This window comes from Turicibacter sanguinis (genome assembly GCF_013046825.1).
Classification (GTDB): Bacteria; Bacillota_I; Bacilli_A; order MOL361; family Turicibacteraceae; genus Turicibacter; species Turicibacter sanguinis.
Window position 1 is genome coordinate 732,946 of the sequence record NZ_CP053187.1, and the last position, 24,297, is coordinate 757,242.

The following is a 24,297-nucleotide window of genomic DNA, read 5'->3' on the forward strand; positions in this document are numbered from 1 at the left end:
GTGTCATCTTTATAAGATTTATTCGCATCTCATTAAAAGCACTAGTGAAGACACCTCAAGGTGTATAGTTTAACTACATTTTACTTCGTAAAATGAGTTAAACTAACAAAAAAAGGGTCACTAAGCTAACACTATATAAGTGTTTCACTTAATGAACCCCATTGTTCACCATTTATTAGTTTATTTATTTGCTACTTAAAGACGCCCTTGTCTATATTTCCATTATATGAGATGCCCTTTGAAAAATCAACTCTTTTTCTGATAACTTTTTAAAATTCTTTCAGAAAGTTCTAGTTTACTAATCCTAAGCTCCATACTCCTCTTTTGAATATAACGATGTGCTTCGTCCTCTGTCATATTTTCATTTTGTTGAAGAGCTCGTTTCGCTAACCGAATAGCTTTTTCCGTTTTTTGTGCTTCTTCTAATTGATTTACTTTAGATTCTAACTGTCTGACAGTCTGACCATACTTCGTCAATACACGTAACATCGTTACTAAAACAATGGGTTGTACTGGCTTCTCACAAAATTCAAAATAAGGATCCTGACGATAATAAAATTTCTGATACGATTTCCCCAATAATAAAACAGCTTGACGCTCAAAAATGAGTGTTTCTACAAGTGATACAATGCTCACTCCTCCTAAGTCTTCATCAATGATGACAACTTCTGGCGATAAAGCTTTAGCACGACGAATTAATTCATACCCATCTGTACTAACTCCCACAACTTCATAGCCATTGCTTACAATTTGTGATCTAATACTTGAAACTAACTTCTCTGATTGTGATGCAATAATAACACGTTCTCCCATAACTTCACCCTTTTCTAAATCAGAAAGATTATTCACTATGTTGTAGCCTATGTCAAAACACACTTCTACATATTTATCATGCCTTCTATTAGTTCTTTTGTCAACTTTTAATATGGATAAAAATGGATTTTAATGAGAGAAATTTATCAAAATTTAACGAATATTTTGATTATCGTAAGTGTCCACCACCACTAACGCGAAGAATCTCTCCTGTAATAAATGAAGCTTGATCACTTAATAAATATAAAATAGCTGGCGTAACGTCTTCAATGTATCCAATACGTTGCAGCGGATAATTGGCTACTAGTGCCTGACGCATTGCATCCTTTTCTGGTTCTCTTCTCGTCATTGGAGTATCAATATAAGAAGGTGCCACAGTATTTACACGAATATTAGGTGCTAATTCAAGTGCTAAATTTTGAGTTAACTGACAGATTGCCGCTTTAGCAGGAGAATATCCAATACAATTTTTAACAGGTTTCGTACCAAGACTTGAAGACAACGTTACAATTGCACCATTTTGTAAGTAAGGTAATGCTGCACGAATTGAATTATAGGTTCCCATCACATTAACATTGAACAATTCAGCAAAACGCTCTTCTGTTGTCCCATAAATATCTTCAGCAACTCCACAAACACCTGCACTCGTCACAATCCCGTCAATTTTTTCAAATTGATTCTCTGTCATCACTTCTTTTAACTTTAAGGTCAACGACTGCCAATCAGTAACATCAGCTTGGAAATAACAGAAATTAGGATGCTTAAAATCTGTCTCTTCTTCTAATCCACATCCTATGACCTCATAATTCGATTCAATCAATTTTTTGGTCACATCTTCTCCAATTCCACTTGATGCCCCTGTGATAAAATAACGTTTAACATTCATCATTCTTTCCTCCTGTTGATTGCTTATAATGTATTAATCATAATCTAAAGCATCATTAGATACAAGAAAAGGATGCATTTGCATCCTCGATGTTTAAAATTATTTTGTTAACCAACTTTCATCTGCTGGGTTTTGACGCCATGCTGATAATTTAGCGATAGAATCTTCACTAATTTCTCCAACTTCAGCAGCTACCTCAACTAATGTTTGATAATTACATAAAGAAACATTTTTACAAGATGCAGCCTCTAAATTTTTAAGTCCTGATTCTAACTCATAAGAGAAGATAGAAACGATTCCTAAAACATCGCATCCTAATTCGCGTAATACTTCTACTGCTTCAATTGAAGATTTTCCTGTTGAAATTAAATCTTCAACAACAACTACTTTCATCCCTTCTTTAACTAATCCTTCAACTTGGTTTCCACGTCCGTGTTTTTTAGCTGATGAACGAACATATCCCATTGGTAAGTCTAAAATACCAGCCATAATTGCGGCATGAGGAATCCCAGCTGTCGCTGTTCCCATTAACATTTCACATTCTGGATATTCATTTTTAATAATTTCGCATAATCCTGCTTCAATATCACGACGAACAGCTGGGTAAGATAATGTTAAACGATTGTCACAATAAATTGGTGATTTGATTCCTGAAGTCCAAGTAAATGGATTTTCTGGGCGTAATAATACAGCATGAATATCTAATAAGTGTTTAGCAATTGTACGTTTCATAAAGAAATCTCTCCTCATCGTTATCATTTTATATTTTTATTTTATAATCCTAAAAATTGTTTATTAATTAAGCGATATGTTTCAACTGGATTTTCTGCTTTGGTAATTGAGCGTCCGACTACAATATAGTCTGATCCTAATTCACGTGCTTTTTCTGGCGTTACAACGCGTTTTTGATCATCTACAGAGTCACTAGCTTGGCGAATTCCTGGCGTACATGTTACAAAGTCTAATCCTAATTTTTCATGGATTTCCTTTGTTTCTAAAGCCGAACATACAATCCCGTCTAGCCCTGCTTCTTTTGTATTTGTTGCATATTTTAAAACTGTATTAGGTAAAGTTTCATTAATTAAAATTTGTTCTTGCATAATTTCTTCAGTTGTTGAAGTTAATTGGGTAACAGCAATACATAAAGGACGATTCATTCCTTCAGGTGTTCCTTCAATTAATCCTTCCATTGCAGCTTTCATCATCGGAATTGTACCTGCTGCATGAACGTTAACCATATCCACACCTAGACGCGCTAAGTTTTTCATGGCGCTTTTCACAGTGTTTGGAATGTCATGTAATTTTAAATCTAAGAAAATTTTATGATTTTTTTCTTTTAAGTATTTAATGATTTGAGGACCTTCAGCATAAAACAGCTCCATCCCTACTTTAACGTATAAAGACTCTTCAAATTGATCGATGAATGCTTTTGTTTCTTCAAAATTTTTAAAATCTAATGCGATGATAACTGCTTTATTCATAAAATACCTCCCAATTAACTTTATGCTTTAACCCGCGTCTGTATAAAAAAATCCCCTTTCAGCCTGTAAGTATGCTAAAAGAGGATACACGAATTCCATTAAATAATCGGAATATTTTTTTATTTTAAACGTGTTCTTCTCAGCCTCACGGGACCGAATTAAAGCTATCTCAATCATTATAGAAGATAAGGTGTTTTTTGTCAACTATCGAAAAATAAGTAATTTATTGTTTTCGGTTTGATTCTCCCCAGTGACATATTTCTTCTAAAATCGGCATTAATGATAAGCCACGTGGTGTCAACGAATATTCAACTCTTGGAGGAATCTGTGGATATTCTTTTCGAGTAATAATTCCGTCTCGTTCTAATTCTTTTAACTGAGTATTTAGTACCTTATCACTAATTTGACCAACCAATCGTTTCAACTGTCCATAGCGTAAAATCTCATATTCAACTAGCCAAAACATAATAATCATCTTCCACTTTCCACCAATAATCGAAAGTGTATATCCAAATGGTGTCGCTTTAATATCTGTTAAATCTTTATCTTTAAACTCGCTCATACTCATTATCGTTTCTCCCCCACTTTCCTAACAGTTAGTACCTTACTTTAAAGTGCATTCTTGTTCAAGTATAAAACATGGATTATATTAGTAGCAACACAAAGATAACTAAGTGAGGAGTGCTAAGATTGAAAAAGTGTAAGATTGAAGTTTTAAAAACAACATTTCACGAAGATTTAGCAAAAGAATATGGATGCAAAGATCTGGGAAAATGTCCAATGCATAAAGTTGGGGATATCTTTTATGGTGACTATGCTAAACCAGAAGGATTATGCGATGAGGCATGGAAAGCCATGTATCAATACGTCTTTGCCTTATCCCATGAAAGTGAAACCTTCTACTATGGAGATTGGATTGATAAAAAAGGAGTCGCAATCTGTTCGTGCAACGATGGGATTCGTCCTGTTATTTTCAAAATTATACGTACCGATGAAGAATCACAAATCAACTATACACCGATCAAATAAAAAAGTCATCTCGCATAGAGATGACCCTTTTAAGGTTCTTCATATATCGTTGGACCCATACTATTATAGTCACTATAATTAACTAAAACTTCGCCTGTTAATTTATCCACAATTAATAATTCAACATACATTTCAACCGGAACAGTTGATTCATTTTGTCCCCCTATATTTTCTGTCCTTTGATTTAATGGCATAAATTCAGAAGCTAAATAAAGGATTCCCTCATCTTTTAGAGACCATTGCAACGAAACAATCTCATCATTAATGTTCAATCTCACCTCATAATCATCAGGATTTAAATGCCCAAAATCAATTTTCATCGCCGCTACCCAAGGTATTCCGTCCATTTCTTCAAATAAATATTTATACGATGCAATCTTCAGCCCATTTACCTCGTCATGACCTGATAACGTACCTGTTGGATTAACAGCAAAATCTACACCTAACTCTTCACTATATCGTCCAATCACATGTCCCGTGTTTATCATATTGCCCGCTTCATCTAAATAAATAACAACCTCATACTCATCAATGGGCTCTGATGACCAAACACGTAATTGCATCTCTTTAAACCACAAATAATCCTCTAATTCTTTTTCACTCAATTCCCATGCATCCTGATTTGCCTCGACCCTGCACCAACCACCAGATTCAATCGTTATCTCATATGGATAAACCTTCACATTTTCTATGATTTCACGTATCTCACTTTCAAAATTAGAAAACTTTCGATCTATCATTTGCACAGACCTAGTATGCTCATCATAGTTATCCACATATAAATAACTGATGACTTCATTGCCTTTCATCATCTTCAAAAATAGGTATCCTTCAATTTCAATCGGCTCTAATTTAAATTTTGAAGTTAGATCAAAATACTTTTGAAATCCTTCATAGTAAGACGTCTCATCATTAATCAATATTTTATTTGGATTTTCCATCAAAGCATAAAATTTAAAATGAACTTTATCCCCAAAAATATTTAGCGTATATTCATTTGCATTAATTTGCGTAATTCCAAAAGAGCTTGATGAAGTTGAAAACAGTGGCATCATAAAAATTAATAAAACAGCGGCTACTAAAATCATCGGTTTAAAATTTTTACGTTTTTTATTCTCATAATTCTGAATCCGATTCATAATGATTTTCTTTTGTTCTTCTATGAGTTTATCTTTCATTAAAATCCCCTCCTAATTCTTGTTTTAACTTTTCTAAACTTCTATTAATAATCGTATAAATCGTTTTAGTTGGCATTTTTTCAAGAATAGAAATTTCCCCAACTGATAAATCAGCATAAAAGTAATATCTCATAATGCGTTCATGCTTGGGTTTTAAACAACGACGCATCAGTTCGTTCACTGTCTGCGTCTTTTCTTGCTGAATTAATGTTGTTAACACATCGTTTGAGTTATCAGCTATAGTCTTGATCGCTTCATCGAAAGAATCAGCTTGATATTTATAGGCTCGACTTCGTAGATAATCAATGCAACGATAATTCGCAATTTTGTATAGCCATGTTCTAAAACTCGCCTTTTTCTTATCATAACGTTTCAAAGAGCGATAAGTCTCAAAAAAGATATCCTGACAAAGCTCCTTCGTTACTTCCACATCCCCAATCTGTTTCAAAACATACTGATAAATATCTGTATAATAAACATCAATGATTTTCTCATAAGCATTATGATTGTTTAGCACTTCCTCAATGACTTGCTCAATCTCCACCTAAAAATACCTCCCTTAACACGTGTCACCCATATATCCGAAACAACTAATCCACATTCTTCATTTTTAAATAAATTTTAACATAAAAAAGATGAAGACCAGACTTAGCTTAGACTAGATTAAAAATAAAAAGACTTCATTCGAAGTCTTCAATTTAATAAGTTATTTCCTAATCCGTTAATATCGTATAACTATTATTCCCTCTACTAGATGTATTGATTAAGCGAAACGTCTGTGAGTAAGGTTCATAATCATCAAGCGGCTCCTGATTAACCATGAGTAATTCCACTCGAAACTCTTCATCAAATAATCGATTACTTGAACTAAACAAAAAATAATTTTGTCCATAAAAATTCATTTCGAATGCTTCTCTATACTCTAGATTTATATAAAGTGGACTTGTTGTACTCAACGTATAAATTCCTTTTTCCTCATCTGGCAGTGTTCCAACTTGAATCTTAATTATTTTGTATGGTACAAACTCCGAATCTTCTTCTAATTCCTTTTCCTCTACCGTTAATACATAAGAATACGTCCTGGTATTTTCGTTATAATACTCCTCAATACGTAAATCAATGTTATTTACTCCCGTATAAATACCACAATCACTTTCATAAGGAGTATATCTCACCTCATAAGGTTCTAAATTTTGTAAATTAAGAGTTTCCAACTTTAACTCAGGTATAAATTCGGCTAATACCTCTAACTGATTTTCATTATCCACAGTTTCTTCAATAACTTCTTGTTCAACTGGTTGCTGACTACATCCCATCATCATAAAACATATGATTAATAATAAACTCAACCTATATTTACGCATAGTAATCCCCTCCCCCACATTTAACTTTATTATACACTGCACCGATTCTCTTAATTTAAATTCGGCATCTTATAACAAAAAAGGAATAGTTCGTTTCCCACTAAACGAGCTATTCCTTTTATCTATATTTAATTAACCCTAGCAAACTAAAAAGACGTATTGCAAATTAGTAGGATCTTATTTATGAGCATATCCCGTTGCGTCACTTAATTTTTCGAATCCGTATTTATCAAGTACGGCTGGTAATTGCTCAATAATATCCACACATACATATGGGTTAATGAAGTTTGCTGTTCCAACAGCGACTGCGCTTGCTCCTGCATAGAAGAATTCTAATACATCTTCTGCTGTTTCAATTCCACCCATTCCGATGATTGGGATATTAACATTTTTGTAAACATCGTGAATCATACGAAGAGCTACTGGTTTAATAGCTGGTCCTGATAATCCACCTGTTCCATTTGCTAGTATTGGTTTTCCTGTTTTCATATCGAATCGCATTCCAAGAAGTGTATTAATCATCGTAATTCCATCAGCTCCTGCTGCTTCAACTGCTTTTGCGATTTCAACAACATTTGTTACATTTGGAGATAATTTAATGTAAACTGGTACCGTTGAAACTTCTTTAATTGCTTTTGTTAATTCTGCGGCTACTGTTGCATCAGTTCCAAAGGCAATTCCACCTTCTTTAACGTTTGGACAAGAAATATTAATTTCAAGTGCTGCCACATTTGGAGCCTGACAGATTTTTTTAGCAACTGTCACGTACTCTTCTAACGTTTTTCCTGCTACGTTTGCGATAATTGGTAAATCATATTGCTCTAAAAATGGTAATTCACGTTCAATAATTACATCAACACCTGGATTTTGTAATCCGATGGCATTTAACATTCCACCTGGTGTTTCAGCAACTCGTGGAGTTGGATTCCCGACACGCGCTTCATCAGTAGCCGCTTTAATCATAATTGATCCAAGACGAGACAAATCATAATACTCTGCAAACTCACGTCCAAAACCAAAACATCCAGATGCCGGAATAACAGGATTTTTTAATTCTAATCCAGGTAAATTAACTGCTAAACGATTCATTATAGTGCTACCTCCCCAAGTTTAAAGACTGGTCCTTCTTTACAGACACGTGCCATTTTTCCGTTATTTAACTGGCAAACACAAGCGTAGCAAGCTCCAATTCCACAAGCCATACGCTCTTCAAACGATAAATATCCTTTTTTCGTTTGACCGTATTCTGTTTCGATTGCTTTTAACATCACCTTTGGTCCACATCCAAAAATCCAATCAAATTCTAAATTTTCAGACTTCATTAACTCCACAACATTTCCTTTAAATCCATGGCTTCCGTCCATTGTTGCGATATATACTTCTGCAAACTTCTTAAATTCTTCTTCATAAAAAACATCGGCACTTGATGCAAATCCAAGCACACTGATTACTTTAACGCCTTTAGCATTTAGACGCTTAGCCATTTCATACATTGGCGGAACCCCAATTCCACCTCCGACTAACACAACTGTCTCAGAAGTTTGAACTTCATCAATTTCAAATCCTGTCCCAAGAGGACCTAAAATATCAACTAATTCACCTGCAGTTTTTAAAGATAACAGTTTTGTTCCTTCACCCTCAGCACGGTAGATGACAGTAAACTGATTTAATTCATAATCAATATGACAAATTGAGATTGGACGTCTTAAAAGTGGATAAGCCACCTCATTAATTTTAATATTAACAAACTGCCCAGCTTGTAACATGCACTCAACTAAGTCACCACTTAATACTAATTCAAAAACATTTTTTGCAATCATTTTTTGACTGACAATCGTCATCTTCTGTACTTTACGCATGGTTTAGTTTCTCTCCTTATATATAAGAAGCGTTAAGTTTTTCACAGCGTAAAAACTTTTAACGCTTCTATAGAATGTCTTAATATCCGTCTCAAATACGTGCATCCAAGACTGACTGAAATATGAAAGATTTATCGTTTTCTATATATAACAGATTTATTGAAATCTTGCTTATTGAAACCGACATCTTGTGATGTCGGTTTTATAAACAATGAAGTTTATCTAAAGTTCAATTAGAGCTATTTAGCCCGACTCCTATTTCTCTTTCATGGGGACAAATGGCGCTGGACAACATAGTCTAAATCTCTCTGATGCTCGATTAGAGCTATTTAGCCCGACTCCCATTTTTCTTTCATGGGGACAAATGGTGCTGGACAACATAGTCTAAATCTCCCTGACGTTCGATTAGAGCTATTTAGCCCGACTCCTATTTCTCTTTCATGGGGACAAATGGTGCTGGACAACATAGTCTAAATCTCCCTGACGTTCGATTAGAGCTATTTAGATGCATCAATGGCGAAGCTCATTGATTCTAATACTTTGTATACGGCTTTAGCAGTATCAAGTGATGTTAAACATGGAATGTTGTTTTCTACCGCTTCACGACGAATTAAGAATCCATCTGTAATTTTATCTTTTTTACTTGTTGAGAATGTATTGATAACGAATTGAACTTTTTGCCCACGAATCACATCTAAAACAGTGCGTCCCTCTTCTCCAATCTTACCGATTGGTGTCGCATAGATTCCGTGTTCATGTAACATTTTACAAGTTCCTGCTGTGGAGATTAATTCGTATCCGATTTCTGTAAAATTACGAGCTAATTCAACGGCTTCTTCTTTATCTCTGTTACCGATTGTGAATAGAATACGTCCATGCATTGGCATTTTCATTCCCGCTGCAACTAATGCTTTGTATAAAGCTTTCTCTAATGTTTTATCTTTTCCGATTGCTTCTCCTGTTGACTTCATCTCTGGGCCTAAAGAGATATCTACTTTACGTAATTTCGAGAATGAGAACACTGGAGCTTTTACATAAACACCTTCAGAATGTGGATGATATCCTGTCTCATACCCTTGTTCTACTAATGATTTTCCAAGGATTGCTTTTGTCGCAATATTTGCCATTGGTACATTTGTAATTTTACTTAAAAATGGCACCGTACGAGAAGAACGTGGGTTTACTTCAAGAACATAAACTTCTTCTTCTTTTGTCACAACGAACTGGATATTTAACAATCCAACAATTTTTAATCCGCGTGCAATACGCGTTGTATAATCGACTAATAATTCCATAACTTTATCTGATAATGTTTGTGGTGGATAAACTGCCATCGAGTCTCCTGAGTGAACCCCTGCACGTTCAATGTGTTCCATAATACCTGGAATATACACATTCTCACCATCTGAAATAGCATCAACTTCTACCTCTTTCCCAGTTAAATAACGATCGATTAAGATTGGATTTTCTCCATTCTCTTTTAAAGCTTCTTTCATGTAACGCTCGATTTCTGCATCGTTATCAATAATTTCCATCGCACGTCCACCGAGTACATATGAAGGACGTAATAAAACTGGATACCCGATTCGGTTTGCAATTTCTAAAGCACCTTCAACTGATTGACAAGTTGAACCTAATGGTTGTGGCACTTCTAATTCGCGTAATAATTTTTCAAATTGATCGCGATCTTCTGCACGATCGATATTTTCTAAAGATGTTCCTAAAATTTTAATGCCACGCTCTTGTAATTTAGAAGCTAAGTTAATCGCTGTTTGCCCACCGAACTGAACGATAACTCCCTCTGGTTGTTCTAAATCAATCACATGCATGACATCTTCGATTGTTAAGGGTTCAAAGTATAATTTATCTGAAATTGAGAAGTCCGTAGATACTGTCTCCGGATTGTTATTAATAATAATCGCTTCGTAACCTGCTTGTTGAATAGCCATAACACAGTGAACAGTTGCGTAATCGAACTCTACCCCTTGTCCGATACGAATTGGTCCTGATCCTAACACGACAACACTTGGTTTATCTGTGCGCTTAGACTCATTGAATGTTTCATAAGTTCCATAGTAGTAAGGTGTTTTTGATTCAAATTCCGCACTACATGTATCAACCATTTTATAAACTGGCATTATTGATTTTTCTTTACGGAAGTTATAAACTTCAAGCTCTGTACTTCCCCAGTACTTTGCAATCGTAATATCAGCAAATCCCATACGTTTAGCTTGTCCTAAGATATCTAAATTCCATGGATTTTCTTTAATCACTGATTCAAAATCAATAATCCCTTTTAATTTTGTTAAGAAGAATAAATCTATTTTCGTCACTTCATGAATCTCATTAATCGAAGCCCCACGGCGAATTAATTCACTGATGACAAATAATCGCTCATCATCCGCTTCCTTCGTACGTTTCCATAAAATTTCGTCAGATTCTTCTTTTAAAGATTTCAATTCGACATGATACACTTTTGTCTCCAGTGAACGAACTGCCTTTAATAATGCCTCTTCAAAGTTACGACCAATCGCCATAACCTCTCCAGTCGCTTTCATCTGAGTTCCTAAACGACGATTCGCTGAGTTAAATTTATCGAATGGCCAACGTGGAATTTTTGCAACCACATAGTCAAGTGCAGGCTCAAAGCAAGCATAAGAAACACCAGTTACTGGATTGATAATTTCATCTAGTGTTAATCCCACTGCAATTTTGGCTGCAATCTTAGCGATTGGATATCCTGTTGCCTTTGACGCTAGTGCTGAGGAACGAGAAACACGTGGATTTACCTCAATAACATAATAATTGAAGCTATGAGGATCTAAAGCTAACTGAACATTACATCCTCCTTCAATTCCTAAGGCGCGAATAATCGTTAATGACACTTCGCGTAACATGTGATATTCGCGATCTGCTAATGTTTGAGAAGGCGCCACGACAATTGAATCTCCCGTATGGATTCCAACTGGATCAAAATTTTCCATATTACAAACCACAATTGCATTATCATTTGCATCACGCATAACTTCATATTCAATCTCTTTATATCCTGCAATTGATTTTTCAATTAAACATTGCGTTACTGGAGATAAATTTAATCCATTTTCAACTGTAACACGTAGTGCAGCTTCATCGGCAACGATTCCCCCACCTGTTCCTCCAAGTGTAAAAGCAGGACGAACAATAATTGGATATCCGATTGTATTAGCAAAAGCTACGGCTTCTTCGACTGTATTAACAATTTCTGATTCTGGAATCGGCTGTTTTAATTCAAACATTAACTCACGAAATAAATCGCGGTCTTCTGCTTTTTTAATCGCTGATAAATCTGTTCCTAAAATTTCAACGTTACATTCTCTTAAAATTCCATCTTCAGCTAATTCAACAACTAAATTTAACCCTGTTTGTCCTCCAAGCGATGGAAGCACTGCATCTGGGCGTTCTTTACGAATAATTTTACTTAGGAATTCTTTTGTTAAAGGCTCCATATAAACTTTATCGGCAACTTCTGTATCCGTCATAATTGTCGCAGGATTTGAGTTAACTAAAATCACTTCATATCCTTCTTCTTTTAAAGATTGGCAAGCTTGTGTCCCCGCATAGTCAAACTCAGCTGCTTGTCCGATAATAATTGGCCCTGACCCAATAACTAAAATGCGATTAATATCCGTACGTTTTGGCATAGTGTATTCCTCCTAATAAATTATTCTTCTCATCCTTAATCCAAAAAAGGGATTATTTTAAATTTGAAATGAATCGATCAAATAAGTAACTTGCATCATCTGGTCCTGGAGATGCTTCAGGATGGTATTGTACTGTGAATGCTTTATATGTTTTATGTGATAATCCTTCAACAGTATTATCATTTAAAGCAACATGAGTTACCTCTAAATCTGTCCCTTCAACTGAATCACGGTCTACCTCATATCCGTGGTTTTGTGATGTGATATGCACTTTATTTGTCAGTAAATCTTTTACTGGGTGATTACATCCACGGTGTCCAAACTTCATTTTCTTCGTATCTGCTCCATTTGCTAAGGCAAATAATTGATGACCTAAGCAGATTCCGAATAATGGGTATTTCGTTTGAATTTTGCGAATCATTGGTAAGGCCTCAACGACATCTTTTGGGTCTCCAGGACCATTACTTAATACGACTCCATCTGGATTTAACAATTCAATTGCTTCAGCTGTTGTATCGAATGGAACCACAACCACTTCGCATCCTCTAGCTGTTAATTCACGCACAATTCCTTTTTTTACTCCGAAGTCTACTAAGACAACTCGGTGCCCTGATCCTGGTGCTGTATAAACCATTTTGGTTGAAACATGCTCAACATGACGATTTAAAACAGGTGTTGCTTTTAACTTGGCCAAAATTTCTTCATCACTTAAGTTAATGTCAGCAATCATTCCGCGAATAGCCCCATGCTCTCGGATTTTGATAGTTAATGCTCGCGTATCAACATTGCAAAGTCCTGGAACTTTCTTTGCTTCTAAAAATTGACTTAATGTTTTTGTTTTACGCCAGTTAGACGGCACTTCACAATATTCTTTTACAATAATTGCAGATGCTGATGGTGAGAATGATTCGAAGTCATGATCATTAATTCCGTAGTTTCCAATAAGAGGATATGTCATCGTAACCATCTGACCAAAATATGATGGATCAGATAAAATTTCTTGATATCCTGTCATTCCAGTATTGAATACGACTTCTCCAATCACTGAATCTGTGCATCCAAATGCCGTTCCTAAAAATACTGTTCCATCTTCTAATACAAGCTTACGATTATACATTTTTAACCCTCCTGTTAGTTCATCTCAGACTCAATATAAACAATTTTTCCTTCTACTAAAGTCATGACTGGCCATCCCATTGTTTTATAACCAGTAAATGGTGTATTTTTTCCTTTTGATTTAAATGTTTTCGGATCAATCTCCCTCTCTTTATCTAAATCAATGACTGTAATATCTGCACTTACACCTATATTCAACGTTCCATATGGTAAGTCAAAGATTTGAGCCGGTTTAGTACTCATACAGTCAAGTAATTGTTTTAAACTCATTTTATTCGTCTTAACGAAGTGAGTGTAAAGTAGCGGGAATGCTGTTTCAAGTCCAACAATTCCAAACGGCGCTGTTTCAAGCCCCCACGCTTTTTCATCTTCATGGTGTGGTGCGTGGTCTGTTGCAATGACATCAATCGTTCCATCGAGAAGTCCTGCAATACATGCCGCACGATCTTCATCACTGCGTAGTGGCGGATTCATTTTAAAGTTTGGATCATCGTTTTGAATATCCATATCACATAAAATTAAGTGATGTGGTGAAACTTCAGCTGTTACATTAATACCTTGTGATTTTGCAAAACGAACTAACTCAACACTTTCCTTTGTACTGATATGACAGATATGATAATGAACTCCTGTCGCCTGTGCTAACATAATATCTCGTGCAATTTGTGCTGATTCACTAACTGATAAAATTCCACGATGTCCATTTGCCTTAGCATATTCTCCCTCGTGTAAATAACCGCCAAATAATAAACTATCATCCTCACAGTGAGCAACGATTGGTTTATTAACTGCCTTCGCACGTTGCATAGCTTGATACATTACACCAGCTTCTTGAATTCCTCTCCCATCATCTGAGAATCCTAAAATACTTGTATTTGATAATCCCTCAACGTCGACGATTTCCTCACCGCGCTCCCCAATCGTAATCGCTCCGTAAGGTAAAACACGTACCTTTGCACTTTGTTTAATTAAATTTTCAATATATGAAACATTTTCAAGTGTATCTGGGACTGGGATGGTATTAGCCATCGCTGCTATTGTGGTGTATCCGCCACGGGCTGCCGCTTCCGTCCCTGTTTCAATTGTCTCTTTTCTTTCATATCCCGGTTCTCTTAGATGAACATGTACATCAATTAATCCAGGTGCAACTAATTTTCCTTTTAAGTCATATACGGTTGCTGATGTTTCCTCAATATGATCAGCTATTTTTTTTATCATCCCTTTGTTGATTAAAATTTCAACTGATTCGAACTCACCGTGTTCATTAACACGTTTTCCATTTTTTAAAAGTATCATCCCAATCACTTCCTACTCAAAATTTGTAATCATATTCGCTCGATGACTTTTATCCTAATAAATGAGTTAAAACTGACATACGAACATAAACTCCGTTTTCCATCTGTTTAAAGATTCGACTTCGTTCACATTCGACGACTTCATTTGCAATCTCTACTCCACGGTTAAATGGTGCCGGATGCATAATAATCGCTCCATCTTTCATACGTTTTTCACGTTCTACTGTTAATCCATATTGCTGATGATACTCTTCTTTTGTTAAGCTCATCCCATTATCGTGACGTTCGTGTTGAACTCGAAGTAGCATGATAATATCCATTTCCTCAATCACTTCATCTAATGTTTCCCAATGGTACCCAACCTCCTGGAATTGTTCCGGTGCTACCACATGAACTTCCATTCCTAATCGATTCATCACTTCAATATTTGTATGTGCAACGCGTGAGTGAGCAATATCTCCAACAATTGCAATCTTTAATCCTTCAAATTCCCCATACTCTTGAAGGATAGTGAGTAAATCAAGTAATGACTGCGTCGGATGATTACCACTTCCATCTCCACCATTGAATATTGGAATGTTGAGATTTGGAATCAGTTCATCAAAGTAGTTATTTTGTGGGTGACGGATAACAACTCCATCTACTCCGATGGCTTCAAATGTTTTAACTGTGTCATAAAGCGTTTCTCCTTTTTGAACGCTCGAAGTTTCTGCCGTAAAATCTAATGTGTGGAGCCCCACTTTATGTTCAGCCATCGCAAATGAATACTGAGTTCTTGTACTTGGTTCAAAGAATAAATTTGCTACTACTTTGCCTGTTAATTGTGGTACATTCCCACCTTCAGCATATTGATTTGCTGTTTCTAAAATAGTCATAATTTCTTCAATCGTTAAATCAGATAATCGTGTTAAATGCTTCACTTGAGTCATTCTTACCACCTTTTTCTACAATATTTTTCCTTATTTTCTATATTTTTCTTGAAATTTGGTTATAAAAAAATCAGCACAAAAGCTGACTCTTTTATAAAAGACTAATTAGTCACAGTTGGTTTTGCCTTCACAACAGTAGAAGATACAGATTCTTCTGCTACTTCTAATTCACATTCAGTTGTTCTAGAACTTGGCCCGTAAGAAGCTTCTTTTTCAGGTAAGATTAAGTGTAAGATAACACCGATAATCGCAGCCAATGCCATTCCTGATAAAGTGATTTGTCCAATGTTAATTGTTAATCCACCGATTCCTGTGATTAAAATAACCGCACCGATAATCAAGTTACGTTGTTTTCCAAAGTCGATTTGATTATTGATTAAGACACGTGCACCTGATGAAGCAATAACTCCAAATAGTAAGATACTAACTCCACCCATAACCGCGCTTGGTACTGTTTGAACTAATGCTGTAAATTTTCCGATGAATCCTAGCGTGAAAGCGACAATTGCTGCCCCACCGATAACCCAAACAGAAGCTACTTTTGTTAAACCAATAACTCCAGTATTTTCACCGTATGTTGTATTTGCTGGTCCGCCAATGAATCCAGCCATAAATGTTGCAACCCCATCCCCAATTAATGTTCGATGTAATCCAGGATTTTTTGTTAAGTCTCGTCCAACGATTGTGCCAAGAACTAAGTGATCTCCGATATGCTCTGTAATGGTTACAATTGCAACCGGAATCATAATCGCTGCTACTTCTAAGCTAAAGACTGGCTTTGAATGTAAAAAAGCAAAGCTTGGAAGTTCGAATAGGTTCGCCTGTGCAACTGGTGTGAAATCAACTAAGTTAAAGCACACCGCTGAAATATATCCTGCTACAATTCCACTAAAGATTGGGAGTAGTTGTAATAATCCTTTTGTATAAGTTGACACGATAACGGCTGTTAGCAATGTGATTAATGCAACTACGATATGTTCTGATGCCATATTTACCGCAGTTCCTGCTAAACTTAATCCGATAACCATAATTGTTGGTCCGATAACAACTGGTGGTAAAATTTTATTTAACCAATCAGTTCCGACAAATTTAATGATGACCGCAATAAACATATAAACTAACCCAACCATCATTAATCCGCCCATCACGGCCCCATAATTAGCTCCGTCTGCTACTCCTGTTGCACTTAATGCTAAAGCTGCTGTAATTGGAGCAATATACGCAAATGATGATCCTAAATAGACTGGTGATTTTCCTTTTGTTACAAAAATATAAAATAAAGTTCCAATTCCTGATGAAATTAAAGCTAAACTTACTGGTAATCCTGTTAAAATTGGGACCAAAACTGTTGATCCAAACATGGCTAAAACGTGTTGAATACTTAATGCAATCCAGTGTAATGCTTTTGGTTTTTCATGGACATCTAAAACTAACTTCTTTTCCATAATAATCACCCTTCTTTTCTTTTTTAGCTTTATTTTTTCTGTATAAGAATTGGCTTAATCTTCAATCCACCTTCAACGAGCAGATGCTCGATGAAGCCTTTTATTATACAAAAAAATCCCCTTTTAGCTTATAGGTAGGCCAAAAGAGGATACACGAGTTCCATTAAAGGAAGATATAAAATATCTATTATCTATTAACGTGTTCTTCTCAGCCTCACGGGACCGAATTAAAGCTTTCTTGGTTATTATAGGAGAATTCTTTTAAAATGTCAACAACTCCTGAACGACAAATACATGTTTCGACAGAAAAACGTTTTTATACAAAAAACCATTCACTTAAAAATTCTTTAACAAATGACTCCATTACTTGATGACGATGGTTGGCAATTTCTTTTGCCGTCTCTGTATTCATTAAATCCTTTAATTTAAATAATTTTTCATAAAAGTGATTAATTACTGTTCCTTGATGTGCACGATACGCAGCCTCATCTAAAAAATCTACGGGTTCAATATCTTCATCGAACATTTTAGAACCTTTTGCTCCACCATACATAAACGTACGACCGATCCCAATTGCTCCAATTGCATCTAAACGATCAGCATCTTGAACAATTTGGGCCTCTAAAGTTTTAACAGCTTCTCCATTCCCCCCTTTATAAGAAATATTTTCAATTATATAAAAAATTTGCTCTAACTCAGACTGTGTACATCCAATCATTTGTAAAAACAAAAATAACTTAGCTTTTTGAGCAACAACATCTTCAAATAATTTCGCATCAATCACATCATGAACTAATGCCGAAATTAAAATAACACGTTCATTTCCTCCTTCTCTTTTAGAAATATGTTTAGCGATTCTAGAAACACGAAGGGCATGATCAATACTATGTCCACTCGAATCTACGCCTAACTCACTTTCTAAAAATTCAACGATACGATCAAAAACTTGTTCCATCATACTCACCGGCACTTTCTTAGTTGTCTTTTAGTCTTTCATTATAACATTTCATCTTTTAGTATTCTCAACTATTCACTATCTAATTTTTACTAATCCATCTACTATATAATTATAGGTAATATTTTAATGATAATTTTGTTTTTATTATAAATTATTAAATAATACGCCCCACTCTAAAACGATAAAAACCATCTACTCCTTCTACTATAGTTAAAAAAAAAGACTAATTTCCCGAGAAATTAGTCTTTTCCTCATTTATTTTGTTAAAGGTTTTGTTTGTTCGACTAACCACTCTAATTCGCGTCCTTCTAAATTAGGTGATAAAACGTCTAACACTTTTTGATGATACTGATTTAACCATGCTAATTCTGATTCTGTCATTAATGTTACATCAACCGCTCTCGTATCAATCGGGAAGTATGAAATAGTTTCAAATTCATAAAACTCACCATATTCTGTTGCATTACGTTCTACAACTAATAACGTATTTTCAATACGAATTCCGTGACGACCCTCCTCATAAATTCCTGGTTCATTCGTAATCATCATTCCCGGTTTTAATGGAACAGTTTGCGTTAATCTAAACCCTTGTGGACCTTCATGAACCCCACCGAAATAAGAAACCCCATGACCTGTTCCACAACGATAGTCTAATCCATACTCCCAAATTGGTTGACGAGCTAAAATATCAAGATTTCCACCTGTACATCCTTTTTGGAAGACTGCTTTACACAGATTAATATGTCCTTTTAAAACAAGTGTGTAATGTAATTTTTCTTCATCAGTCAACTCACCAAGCACAAAAGTTCTTGTAATATCCGTCGTTCCATCAAGATATTGCCCTCCTGAATCAATAAGCAGGAATCCTTTTTTATCAAGTTTCGTACAATTCTCTTTCGTTGGATTATAATGCATCATAGCTGCATTTGCACCGTAAGCAACAATAGCCCCAAAACTTGAACCATAATTTAATGGTTGACGGCTTCTATGAACTTCTAAAATTTCACGCACATCGAATTCAGTTAATCCCGCTTCTGAGTCTAGCTTTTCATAAATCTCGCAAACCGCACCAACTAACGCTACGCTATCTTTTACTTGAGCATTATGTGTATTTTCAATCTCAACTTTATTTTTAACAGCTTTCAATTCATTAACGATATCATGTCCATCAATCACTGTTACCTCTTGTTTCTTCGTTAAAATATCGTATAAATAATAGTTCATTGAATCAACAGGACATAAAATAGAACCACTTAATTGATTTAACACCTCATCAATTTGAGCGTAATCTTTCAATGTCACACCATTTTCAGTTAGATACGTTTTAACATCTTCACTTAAACGATGATTATCTACAAATAAGTAAGCTTCATTTTCAAGTACTAGGCCATAAGAAACGACAAGCGGATTGAATAAAATATCATCACCTCGAACATTAAATAACCAAGCAATACTTCCAAGTGCTGTTAAAACATAACCATTGGCCGATATTTTTTTCATTTCCTCGCGTACAATGCTCAACTTTTCATGACAACTATATCCTGTATACTGAGTTTCATGAACAAATACATCTGTTGATGGAATTGCCGGACGATTTTCCCAAACAGAATCAAGTAAATCTTCATCGACTTTAAGTTTAAGATGTTTAGCTTCAAACGCCTTTTTCATCTCTTTAACAGTCGCAACAGATAATACTTTCCCATCAAATCCTACTGTATCTCCTTCATTCAACACACTAACTAAATACTCATTAATAGTTGGAACGCCCGGTTGTGCCATCTTAAACAGCTTAACCTCACTTCCTTTTAACTCATTTTCAGCTTGAATGAAGTAACGTCCATCTGTGAAAAGTCCACTCTCATCTAATGTAATCACAAGTGTCCCCGCAGAACCTGTAAATCCCGACATATACGCACGACCTTGCCAATGTGTCGCCACATATTCACTTAGATGTGCATCAGAACTCGGAATCACATACGCGGATAATCCATGATTTTTCATCATATTTCTTAATAAATTAATTTTCTCATTCACGTTCATTATTTTCGCTCCCTACTAATCAAATGATAAACTACGATGATTGTAACATGCTTTAACCTTCTCAAACAGTAATTTTTGGAAAAATAATAAAACGACAGTACCTGTCGTTTTATTATTATAAACAATTGTTAATAACTAATAACAAAGAACGATATTTTGGAATGATTTCATCTTCTCCTAAAACACTGATAAAATGATTTAAAACAGCAGCTGCATCCAGTAATAAATTAAGATCTAATTGTTCGGGAAGAACATGTAAACAAATATCTTTTACTGCATCGGATGTCCATTCATTTGGAATTTGATCCTTAATAGTATACATAGCTAAAACAAACGTCTGAGTTATCACTTTATAGTGTTGTTGCTGTGAAGGCGATAGGTCATCTAAAGCTTGTTGCGTCTGTAATGTATCTGTAATTTGTTCTACAAAACTAACTAATTTTTCTTCATCTGTTATTTCTTCACTTTCAATCGCTTTAGGTTCATTTGCTGATGTTTGTAACTCTTCAAAAATATATTCTGCAAATTCGTGAGCTCTTAAAACGTGTGGATTTAATGTTAGCTTAACATCAATTTGGTGACAAAAATCTTCAAGTAATGCATAAGTATCTTCATCTTCAGCGACAATTTCGCATGGTCTGAGTTTAAGTTCAAGTAATTGTTTTCCAAACTCATTAATCGTATCCGTTAAATAAAGGGCTGCCGTTTCCTGAATATCTAGGAAAAACAATTGGCCTTCTTCAGAATCCACAAAGGCTGTCACCAACATATAGAAAGGTTGCTTTGAGTTTTCTGATACAACCGGAGTTGGTAAGTAAAATTGAATGGCTTCTAATGTGACGAGTAACTGAGGCAATTTTTTTAAGCGATAGGCGAGTAAATCATTTTGAAAAATTGTTTTTTTAGTTGAGACACTTTTGCGGTATAGACTCGCATCCACAAACTTAGATTTCCAACCTTCATCTGTATGATAACGCATATAATACTTTGCATCATAAATTTCAGGAACCTTTAACACCTTTTGAAAACAAAGCTTAGACACCACTATAGCTTGTTCTATCGCCTTCGTTAAAAAACGGCATTGCCATCCATCAGTTAAATACCAAGAGTAAACGCCTGGATGATGATATCTGAAGCGTGGAAACTGATTTTTTCCCTTAAAATCATATCCAAGTAATATTGCTTGTTCATCATCGACATCTGTCATGTTTTCCGAATTTTCGAAACTAACTGTTAAACAATTACGTTTCACTTCACTTTTCATAAAGACATGATCCATATAAGCTAAACTTGCTTTATCATACAAATATCGATATGATTGATAACCACTTGGACCTAAATACACAGATAATGAGAAATGTTCGCCCATCATTCCCATAATACTACAAAATCCATCAATATCCCTTTCATCGTCATGAATAATAAACACCTGAGATGCATACATCCACGTCCACGGCTTTAAATCTCTAAACGCAATGGCTGCTTCATAAAGACGATGTAGCTCAATATTCGTGATATTTCCCATCTAAATTCACCCTCTCCTCGACTAAAACTAATCATCCTTAGTAAATAATATGTCGTTACTCGAAGAATCATGTTAAATTTTACAGAGGTAAAAAAACAAAAAGTGACTTCAACTAGCTTAAGTCACTTAAACACTCAGTTTATATGTATTGTTTATTGGTTAGAAGTTGATCTTTTTACAATAAAGAATTGAATAATTTGCATCACGGACCCTGTTAAAAAATAGAGTCCAAACGCAAATGGAGTCGCTATTGTAATCGAAAACATGGCAAATGTCATATAATAAGTCATTACTTTCATCATCATATTACTCGTTTTATTTTGTTGCGCAGACGAATTAGTCATCATACTCTTATTCATCAAGCGCTGAGAATAAATTGAAAGCCCCGCTACAATAAGGGCCAAAATCCAGTTAGCCAGTTGTACTGTGGCACCTAAATTAACCCCTAAAAATTCAGATGCAGCTGCATCTTTAATTAATGGATGACGAGAAATTGCCTGGTAGAATGCTAAAAAGACTGGCATTTGTAAAAATGGCAAAATACATCCCATCATCGGATTAAAATTATATTTTTTATAAAGATCCATCATCTCAGTTTGCATTTTTACTTGAGATGCTTGATCTGTTTTATTTTCATATTTCTTTTGAATCCGTTGCATCTCTGGCTGAATCTCTTGCATAATAGCTGAAGTCTTATTTGACTTCAAATATAATGGCATTAAAACTAACCGAACAATAGCGGTAGCTAAAATAATCGCAAGTCCCAAATTTTGATTTAATAAGTTATATAAAAATGTAATGAATGTTGCTAATGGTAATACAAAGACCTTATCCCATAGACCGGATGCCGTCTCAGGAGTAATAGATTTAGTTGAAATAGAACACCCCGTCATCAATCCTATCGCTAAGATTAAAGATACAACTAAACTTAACTTCTTTTTCAAAAAATTCCCCTCTTTCTAAAACTTTGCAACAATTTGGATAAATATCCGATTAAAAAATTCTCTCTTCGAATCAATCTTTTTAAATACTATAGCATTAAAGAATAGCTAACCTCGTCGAATAATATCTCTTGTTTCAATTTAATAAAAAATATTTTCCAACTCATAAAGATATGACCGTCATTTTTTCTATTAAACACTTTAAAAGTAAAATCGACTATATCTTCAGTTCAAATTTATGAATACCAAACCATCATGAACGCTAAAATCCATTTCATTTTTCTAAGCTTTTTAAATTACCACTTTTACCTACAACTAGAATTTATCAAATAAATAATTTGTCCTTCTATCTCCATTCATTCTAATTGCTATGAGAATCCATAACCTCTGATTTGAAAAATTCATGGTATCGCTTATCATTTGATTTTTCTGACATTAAGCTACCATCTATCTAGGATTCCTTCATAAAACTATCCTCAACTCTCATCAAAAGCAATCTATCTCATTCTTATCCCTAAATTAGAAAATTTTTAAGATATTTTTTTAAAATAAAGAATATGAGTAATCATTTATAATCAAAATAATAATGAAAAGAAAAATAATCGTTAAAAATTCTAATAATTATAATTTTATATCTAAATAAAATTGCTTCTAATTTATGTGTTTTTTTCATTAAAAGAATTTTTTATAATGATAACCCTTCATTTTTAAAAGTTTTTTTACACAATTTTTATTGAATTAGCCCTTAAATTCACTTATAATACTCATTATTGTAAGTATTTAATATAATTATGGAAAGTTTAGAATATTGTTGGTTTTGACTTGGTTTTGATAATTAATTGACTTAACAATATATCAATAAACACTACTAGGGGAAAGAAGGTATTCACTTGAAAAAGAAATTAGGTCTAACATTAACATTGGTTTTAGCTGTTGGATTATTATCAGGATGTAGTATTTCGCAAGTTCCAATTACATCTGAAACAGCATCTGGTTTATGGGACAAGGTCTTCGTATTACCATTAGCAACATTCATTACATTTTTATATAACATATTAAGCCAAAACCTAGGATTTGCGATTATCCTGGCGACTGCAATTATTCGTTTAATCTTAATGCCATTATACTCAAAATCAAATAAATCAATGGCTGTGATGCAAGAAATCCAACCGGAGATGCAAAAAATTCAAAAGAAATATGAAAACAAAAAAGATCAAGCTTCTCAAACAAAAATGCAAACTGAGATGATGGATCTTTACAAAAAATACAACTATAACCCAATGATGGGATGTATTTTACCATTCTTACAAATGCCAGTCTTCTTAGCATTCTACCAAGCAATTTCTCGTCATCCATTAATTAAAGATGCGGCTGCAGCGGAATTCTTCGGAATTAACTTAGGAGCAACTGGAACAATGCCTAACTATATTTTGGCATTCATTGTAGCTGGATTAACGATTCTTTCTCAACGTATGATGAATAAGAACATGGCCTCTAGCGCTCAACAAAACCAAACAAGCAATATGATGATGAAAGTTATGACTTACTACTTCCCATTTGCAATGTTCTCAATCACAATTGGAACACCATTTGCATTTGGATTATACTTCTTAACTGGACAAATCATGACGATTGTTCAATACTTAATTTTCAAAAAACCACAAGCGAAAAAATAATTTTATTTTAGATAAGTTAATTTAAATAAAATCATATTTTTTAAAAGAGAAGCACAAAAAAGTGTTTCTCTTTTTTTAT

General features: G+C 34.6%; 21 protein-coding genes. 2 read left to right on the forward strand and 19 right to left on the reverse strand.

Going from position 1 to position 24,297, the window contains the following annotated elements:
* Nucleotides 1-246: 246 nt before the first annotated feature.
* The 5 genes from HLK68_RS03665 to HLK68_RS03685 all read right to left on the reverse strand — a co-directional run bounded on the left by HLK68_RS03665 (nucleotide 247) and on the right by HLK68_RS03685 (nucleotide 3,748).
* Nucleotides 247-813, reverse strand: coding sequence for an ANTAR domain-containing response regulator (locus tag HLK68_RS03665; RefSeq protein ID WP_006785312.1), 567 nt, complete (start codon nucleotides 811-813; stop codon nucleotides 247-249).
* Between the two features lie 169 nt (nucleotides 814-982).
* Nucleotides 983-1,699, reverse strand: coding sequence for an SDR family NAD(P)-dependent oxidoreductase (locus tag HLK68_RS03670; protein ID WP_238843632.1), 717 nt, complete (start codon nucleotides 1,697-1,699; stop codon nucleotides 983-985).
* A gap of 99 nt (nucleotides 1,700-1,798) precedes the next feature.
* A complete protein-coding gene (pyrE, locus tag HLK68_RS03675; RefSeq protein ID WP_006785314.1) occupies nucleotides 1,799-2,431 on the reverse strand; it encodes an orotate phosphoribosyltransferase in 633 nt (210 codons plus the stop codon).
* A 41-nt stretch (nucleotides 2,432-2,472) separates the two neighbouring features.
* A complete protein-coding gene (pyrF, locus tag HLK68_RS03680; protein WP_006785315.1) occupies nucleotides 2,473-3,180 on the reverse strand; it encodes an orotidine-5'-phosphate decarboxylase in 708 nt (235 codons plus the stop codon).
* A gap of 223 nt (nucleotides 3,181-3,403) precedes the next feature.
* Nucleotides 3,404-3,748, reverse strand: coding sequence for a winged helix-turn-helix transcriptional regulator (locus tag HLK68_RS03685; RefSeq protein ID WP_006785316.1), 345 nt, complete (start codon nucleotides 3,746-3,748; stop codon nucleotides 3,404-3,406).
* Nucleotides 3,749-3,861: 113 nt separating this feature from the next.
* Here HLK68_RS03685 and HLK68_RS03690 point away from each other — a divergent pair, with 113 nt between their 5' ends.
* Nucleotides 3,862-4,209: a TIGR04076 family protein gene (locus HLK68_RS03690; protein ID WP_237701285.1), complete on the forward strand. Its 348-nt coding sequence runs from the start codon at nucleotides 3,862-3,864 to the stop codon at nucleotides 4,207-4,209.
* A 29-nt stretch (nucleotides 4,210-4,238) separates the two neighbouring features.
* Here the strand turns inward: HLK68_RS03690 and HLK68_RS03695 are convergent, their stop codons facing one another.
* From HLK68_RS03695 to HLK68_RS03760, 14 genes are all read right to left on the reverse strand, one after another.
* A complete protein-coding gene (locus tag HLK68_RS03695) occupies nucleotides 4,239-5,387 on the reverse strand; it encodes a hypothetical protein (RefSeq protein ID WP_132942732.1) in 1,149 nt (382 codons plus the stop codon).
* On the reverse strand, nucleotides 5,377-5,931 hold the full coding sequence (locus HLK68_RS03700; protein ID WP_055165272.1) for an RNA polymerase sigma factor: 555 nt from the start codon (nucleotides 5,929-5,931) through the stop codon (nucleotides 5,377-5,379). The genes HLK68_RS03695 and HLK68_RS03700 overlap by 11 nt, the downstream gene beginning before the upstream one ends.
* Before the next feature lie 169 nt (nucleotides 5,932-6,100).
* Entirely contained in the window at nucleotides 6,101-6,751 is a 651-nt protein-coding gene (locus tag HLK68_RS03705; protein ID WP_006785320.1) for a hypothetical protein, read from the reverse strand.
* A gap of 177 nt (nucleotides 6,752-6,928) precedes the next feature.
* Nucleotides 6,929-7,840 (reverse strand): dihydroorotate dehydrogenase, encoded by a 912-nt coding sequence (locus HLK68_RS03710; RefSeq protein WP_132942733.1) that lies wholly within the window; start codon nucleotides 7,838-7,840, stop codon nucleotides 6,929-6,931.
* On the reverse strand, nucleotides 7,840-8,610 hold the full coding sequence (locus HLK68_RS03715) for a dihydroorotate dehydrogenase electron transfer subunit (RefSeq protein WP_006785322.1): 771 nt from the start codon (nucleotides 8,608-8,610) through the stop codon (nucleotides 7,840-7,842). Before HLK68_RS03715 ends, HLK68_RS03710 begins: the two co-directional genes overlap by 1 nt.
* Before the next feature lie 497 nt (nucleotides 8,611-9,107).
* Nucleotides 9,108-12,293, reverse strand: a complete 3,186-nt coding sequence (carB, locus tag HLK68_RS03720; protein WP_009607439.1) for a carbamoyl-phosphate synthase large subunit — start codon at nucleotides 12,291-12,293, stop codon at nucleotides 9,108-9,110.
* A 52-nt stretch (nucleotides 12,294-12,345) separates the two neighbouring features.
* Complete coding sequence (locus tag HLK68_RS03725) at nucleotides 12,346-13,410, reverse strand: carbamoyl phosphate synthase small subunit (protein WP_006785115.1); 1,065 nt, start codon at nucleotides 13,408-13,410, stop codon at nucleotides 12,346-12,348.
* Between the two features lie 14 nt (nucleotides 13,411-13,424).
* Nucleotides 13,425-14,705, reverse strand: coding sequence for a dihydroorotase (locus HLK68_RS03730; protein ID WP_009607444.1), 1,281 nt, complete (start codon nucleotides 14,703-14,705; stop codon nucleotides 13,425-13,427).
* A 49-nt stretch (nucleotides 14,706-14,754) separates the two neighbouring features.
* Nucleotides 14,755-15,633: an aspartate carbamoyltransferase catalytic subunit gene (locus tag HLK68_RS03735; protein WP_006785117.1), complete on the reverse strand. Its 879-nt coding sequence runs from the start codon at nucleotides 15,631-15,633 to the stop codon at nucleotides 14,755-14,757.
* Nucleotides 15,634-15,734: 101 nt separating this feature from the next.
* On the reverse strand, nucleotides 15,735-17,078 hold the full coding sequence (locus HLK68_RS03740) for a solute carrier family 23 protein (RefSeq protein WP_006785118.1): 1,344 nt from the start codon (nucleotides 17,076-17,078) through the stop codon (nucleotides 15,735-15,737).
* Between the two features lie 316 nt (nucleotides 17,079-17,394).
* Complete coding sequence (locus HLK68_RS03745) at nucleotides 17,395-18,036, reverse strand: HD domain-containing protein (RefSeq protein WP_230311928.1); 642 nt, start codon at nucleotides 18,034-18,036, stop codon at nucleotides 17,395-17,397.
* Nucleotides 18,037-18,291: 255 nt separating this feature from the next.
* Entirely contained in the window at nucleotides 18,292-20,076 is a 1,785-nt protein-coding gene (locus HLK68_RS03750) for an aminopeptidase P family protein (RefSeq protein WP_006785120.1), read from the reverse strand.
* A 115-nt stretch (nucleotides 20,077-20,191) separates the two neighbouring features.
* Complete coding sequence (locus HLK68_RS03755; protein ID WP_132942734.1) at nucleotides 20,192-21,601, reverse strand: DUF7309 domain-containing protein; 1,410 nt, start codon at nucleotides 21,599-21,601, stop codon at nucleotides 20,192-20,194.
* Nucleotides 21,602-21,753: 152 nt separating this feature from the next.
* Nucleotides 21,754-22,545 carry a YidC/Oxa1 family membrane protein insertase gene (locus HLK68_RS03760; protein WP_009607450.1) on the reverse strand — a complete coding sequence of 264 codons (792 nt, stop codon included), beginning with the start codon at nucleotides 22,543-22,545 and terminating at the stop codon, nucleotides 21,754-21,756.
* An 887-nt stretch (nucleotides 22,546-23,432) separates the two neighbouring features.
* Here HLK68_RS03760 and HLK68_RS03765 point away from each other — a divergent pair.
* Nucleotides 23,433-24,218 carry a YidC/Oxa1 family membrane protein insertase gene (locus HLK68_RS03765; RefSeq protein ID WP_129821385.1) on the forward strand — a complete coding sequence of 262 codons (786 nt, stop codon included), beginning with the start codon at nucleotides 23,433-23,435 and terminating at the stop codon, nucleotides 24,216-24,218.
* Nucleotides 24,219-24,297: the final 79 nt, after the last annotated feature.

Bases quoted from the DNA above. Each gene is read 5' to 3' on its own strand.
- HLK68_RS03695 (WP_132942732.1), bottom strand. From the start codon at position 5,387: ATGAAAGATAAACTCATAGAAGAACAAAAGAAAATCATTATGAATCGG.
- HLK68_RS03735 (WP_006785117.1), bottom strand. From the start codon at position 15,633: ATGACTCAAGTGAAGCATTTAACACGATTATCTGATTTAACGATTGAA.
- HLK68_RS03705 (WP_006785320.1), bottom strand. From the start codon at position 6,751: ATGCGTAAATATAGGTTGAGTTTATTATTAATCATATGTTTTATGATG.
- HLK68_RS03710 (WP_132942733.1), bottom strand. From the start codon at position 7,840: ATGAATCGTTTAGCAGTTAATTTACCTGGATTAGAATTAAAAAATCCT.
- HLK68_RS03685 (WP_006785316.1), bottom strand. From the start codon at position 3,748: ATGAGTATGAGCGAGTTTAAAGATAAAGATTTAACAGATATTAAAGCG.
- HLK68_RS03665 (WP_006785312.1), bottom strand. From the start codon at position 813: ATGGGAGAACGTGTTATTATTGCATCACAATCAGAGAAGTTAGTTTCA.
- carB (WP_009607439.1), bottom strand. From the start codon at position 12,293: ATGCCAAAACGTACGGATATTAATCGCATTTTAGTTATTGGGTCAGGG.
- HLK68_RS03750 (WP_006785120.1), bottom strand. From the start codon at position 20,076: ATGAACGTGAATGAGAAAATTAATTTATTAAGAAATATGATGAAAAAT.
- HLK68_RS03755 (WP_132942734.1), bottom strand. From the start codon at position 21,601: ATGGGAAATATCACGAATATTGAGCTACATCGTCTTTATGAAGCAGCC.
- HLK68_RS03715 (WP_006785322.1), bottom strand. From the start codon at position 8,610: ATGCGTAAAGTACAGAAGATGACGATTGTCAGTCAAAAAATGATTGCA.
- pyrE (WP_006785314.1), bottom strand. From the start codon at position 2,431: ATGAAACGTACAATTGCTAAACACTTATTAGATATTCATGCTGTATTA.
- HLK68_RS03725 (WP_006785115.1), bottom strand. From the start codon at position 13,410: ATGTATAATCGTAAGCTTGTATTAGAAGATGGAACAGTATTTTTAGGA.
- HLK68_RS03745 (WP_230311928.1), bottom strand. From the start codon at position 18,036: ATGATGGAACAAGTTTTTGATCGTATCGTTGAATTTTTAGAAAGTGAG.
- pyrF (WP_006785315.1), bottom strand. From the start codon at position 3,180: ATGAATAAAGCAGTTATCATCGCATTAGATTTTAAAAATTTTGAAGAA.
- HLK68_RS03740 (WP_006785118.1), bottom strand. From the start codon at position 17,078: ATGGAAAAGAAGTTAGTTTTAGATGTCCATGAAAAACCAAAAGCATTA.
- HLK68_RS03670 (WP_238843632.1), bottom strand. From the start codon at position 1,699: ATGAATGTTAAACGTTATTTTATCACAGGGGCATCAAGTGGAATTGGA.
- HLK68_RS03730 (WP_009607444.1), bottom strand. From the start codon at position 14,705: ATGATACTTTTAAAAAATGGAAAACGTGTTAATGAACACGGTGAGTTC.